This is a genomic window from Corynebacterium sp. HMSC076C10 (assembly GCF_001812455.1).
Taxonomy (GTDB): domain Bacteria; phylum Actinomycetota; class Actinomycetes; order Mycobacteriales; family Mycobacteriaceae; genus Corynebacterium; species Corynebacterium jeikeium_D.
In genome coordinates this window covers 1-3,413 of sequence record NZ_KV809110.1, presented here as the reverse complement: position 1 = coordinate 3,413, position 3,413 = coordinate 1, and the positions used below count along the sequence as shown (strand labels likewise).

At 61.1% G+C, this 3,413-nt stretch carries 2 protein-coding genes; one reads left to right on the top strand and one right to left on the bottom strand.

Translation table 11 applies throughout. From position 1 onward, the window contains the following. Nucleotides 1-67 precede the first annotated feature (67 nt). Entirely contained in the window at nucleotides 68-2,953 is a 2,886-nt protein-coding gene (locus HMPREF2857_RS04795) for a Tn3 family transposase (RefSeq protein WP_011116984.1), read from the bottom strand. Nucleotides 2,954-3,078: 125 nt separating this feature from the next. On the opposite strand from HMPREF2857_RS04795, the gene HMPREF2857_RS04790 reads away from it, so the two are divergent. Beyond that, nucleotides 3,079-3,413: recombinase family protein (locus HMPREF2857_RS04790; RefSeq protein ID WP_141751974.1), on the top strand; the 335-nt coding region annotated here is incomplete at its 3' end.

Below are 3,413 nucleotides of genomic sequence, written 5' to 3'. Positions count from 1 at the left end.
TCCGGGCAGTGATCGGGGAGACCATGAACATCTTGGGGTCGTTTGCGGGAGGGGGCGGAATCCTACGCTAAGGCTTTGGCCAGCGATATTCTCCGGTGAGATTGATGTGTTCCCATCCGAGCGGCGAAACATGGGCCAAGAGATCGGGCGATAGCAGCTTTCCATCGCGTTTCTGGTTTGCAACGACCTCGCCGAGCTTCATGGTGTTCCAGAAGATGATGATGGCGGCGAGCAGATTCATGCCGGCGATGCGGTAATGCTGGCCTTCGGCGGAACGGTCGCGGATTTCACCGCGGCGGTGGAAGCTGATTGCCCGCTTCAGCGCATGATGAGCTTCGCCTTTGTTGAGCCCGATCTGGGCACGCCGTTGGAGTTCGGCATCCAGAATCCAGTCGATCATGAACAGGGTGCGCTCGACGCGACCGACTTCCCGCAGGGCTGTCGCGAGCTCGTTCTGCCGCGGATAGGAGGCGAGTTTCCGCAGAATCTGGCTTGGCGCGACGGTCCCGGCAGCAATGGTGGCGGCGATGCGCAGGATGTCGGGCCAATTGCGCTCGATCATGGCTTGGTTGACCTTTCCGCCGATCAACGCTCGCAGGTGCGCCGGGGCGGCCGACGGATTGAACGCGTAGAGCCGTTTGGATGGCAGGTCGCGGATGCGCGGAGCGAACCGGTAGCCGAGAATGGCACATGCGGCAAAGACGTGATCGGTGAAGCCGCCCGTGTCGGTGAACTGCTCGCGGATATGGCGTCCAGCATCGTTCATCAGCAGGCCATCGAGGATGTAAGGCGCTTCGCTTGCCGTTGCAGGAATCACCTGGGTTGCGAACGGCGCATATTGGTCGGAGACGTGGCTATAGGCTTTCAGGCCCGGGGTATTGCCATATTTCGCGTTGACCAGGTTCATGGCCTCACCTTGCTCTGTAGCGACGAAGAACTGTCCGTCGCTCGAAGCCGACGTGCCCATGCCCCAGAACCGGGCCATGGGTAACGCTGCCTGTGCCTCGACCACCATGGCCAGCGCCCGGTCATAGGCTTCGCCCTCGACATGCCACCGTCCAATGCGGATCAATTCCCAGAAGGTGTGGGTGTTTGTCGCATCCGCCATTTTGCGCAAGCCGAGGTTGATCCCTTCCGCCAAGATAACGTTCATTAGCCCGATCCGGTCAGCGCAGGGTGCTCCTGTGCGCAGATGGGTGAACGCTTCGGTGAAGCCGGTCGCCGCATCCACCTCCAGCAGGAGATCGGTGATGCGCGTGGGCGGGATCTGCTTGTAGAGATCGAGCACCAGATCTTCGGCGCCTGTCGGCGCGGCGGCTTCGAGTTTCTCGATATGCAGAACGCCGTTTTCAATCGACCCGCCCGGGATCGTGCCTGCGCGAGCGGCACGGCCAAGCTCGCGCAACCGCATGTCGAGGCGAGCTTGCCGGTCTGCCAGCCATTCCTCCGGCCGCAATGGCACAGCGAGACGACCGCCTTCCGCGATGGCTTGTGCCGGAACGAGTGCGTGTTTCAGATCGCCATAGCGCCGGGACCTAGTAAGCCAGACATCTCCGGAGCGGAACGCATCGCGCAGATGGAACAGCACCGCGATCTCCCATAGGCGAGCGTCGCCAGCCCTCTGGGCCCGAAGGTGGCGATGCCATTTCGAGCTGGGCCGCAAGAAGCTGGTCATCGCGGCATCGTTCAAACCGGTACGAAGGGCCGTCACCGCTTCCAGAAGCGGCAGTGCAACGGGCGCAGCTCGCAGATCGAGCAGGCGCAACATGCGTGGAGCGTATCGGCGGAAGCGGTGATAACCGTCGAGCACATGATTGAGCGGATCGTCGGCCATGGTGGCGGTCAGCCTGGTTGCCATTGCAACAAGGGTTTTTAAGCCGTCCCACCCTGACCCACTCGCGATGACATCGCCCAGCGGCTGGCCATCATCCTGTGCATCGACCAGGGCGCCCCCGATCTCGGCGAAGGATTTCAGGGTGTCACGCACCACCCCCGCTTCGTCTGCGACCTTTGCATGGCAAATACGCTCCGAAGCACGGTAGAGACGGCCGACGATCCGGTCGTGGGTTTCGACCACTGCGTCGGCCAACATCGCCTGCCATTCCGAGACGCAAACAGCCAAGATCGCAAGCCGCCTGTCCTCCGGGAGATCGCGCATGCCGTCGGCATAATACCGTTCACCCTGCCTGCGCAGACGAGTCACCCGATGGGCAGGAACGCCGGCAAGCAGATCCTCGGGGAGATCGACGCGTTGCAGATATTCGAGCCGGTCGAGCAGCCGGTTGGCCGACGAAGAGTTCGAGCCAGGCTCGAACTGGCGCAGCCACACAAAACGGGTCACCCGATCATCAGCCGTCTCCTCGAGCAATGCCAGCAACTGTTCTCGGATCGACATAGGCAGCCGACTGGCGATCCTCGTCTCGATGCGTCGCTCGGCATCGACGAGAGCCGCGGCACAAAGCCGCTCGATCGTGGATGTCGCGGGAAGGACAGTGCGGGTGCGTCGGCACTCGGCTACGAAGCGACGGGCGATATCCTCGTTCGACACCGCCATCTCGGCTTCTCGGAACAACCATTCCTTCAGCTCGCTCGCACCACGTCCGGAGAAGGTGCGGAAGCCGTAGAGCCCCCGTAACTCGGCAAGATGCTCGTGCCGTGTTTCCTCGCGGGCAGCATAGTCTACGAGATCGTCGGCACCCAGGCCAAGCTGCGCTCCGATAAATTCGATGACCTCTGCAGGGATCAGTTCGCCTGGAGCCAGCACCCGGCCGGGATAGCGCAGGACACACAATTGCAGGGCGAAGCCGAACCTGTTGTGAGCGCGCCGACGCAGCCTGATATGCCCAAAGTCTTCATCACTCAGCGTATAGTGCTTGAGCAAATCCGTCTGTGAAGTCGGCAAGCGCAACAGCGCGTCTTTCTGCCGATCGGTTAGAGTGACGCGACGCGGCATACATGTTCCTTTTTCAAAATCTGATAGCGTTCAAGACGCTTTGTTTATGAAGCTGGTTGAGATACATTTCCAGAGGTCAATGCAATCGTGGCCGAAGCGCCGCCTCAAACCAACGTTTGTGATACATGCTGATCGGATATGCCCGCGTCTCCAAAGCCGATGGCTCGCAGTCTCTCGACCTGCAGCACGACGCCTTGCGCGCCGCAGGTGTCGAACGGGACAATATCTATGATGATCTTGCTTCCGGCGGTCGTGATGATCGCCCTGGCTTGACTGCCTGCCTCAAGTCATTGCGTGACGGCGATGTGCTGGTGGTCTGGAAGCTCGATCGCCTCGGACGATCGCTTGCCCATCTGGTCAACACGGTGAAGGAGCTGTCAGACCGCAAGATCGGCCTGCGGGTTCTGACTGGAAAGGGCGCTCAGAGGCACTGTTGCAAAGTTAGCGATGAGGCAGCCTT

What these genes read in the sequence shown, in the direction of transcription:
- HMPREF2857_RS04795 (WP_011116984.1), bottom strand. Translation starts at nt 2,953, where the DNA reads ATGCCGCGTCGCGTCACTCTAACCGATCGGCAGAAAGACGCGCTGTTG.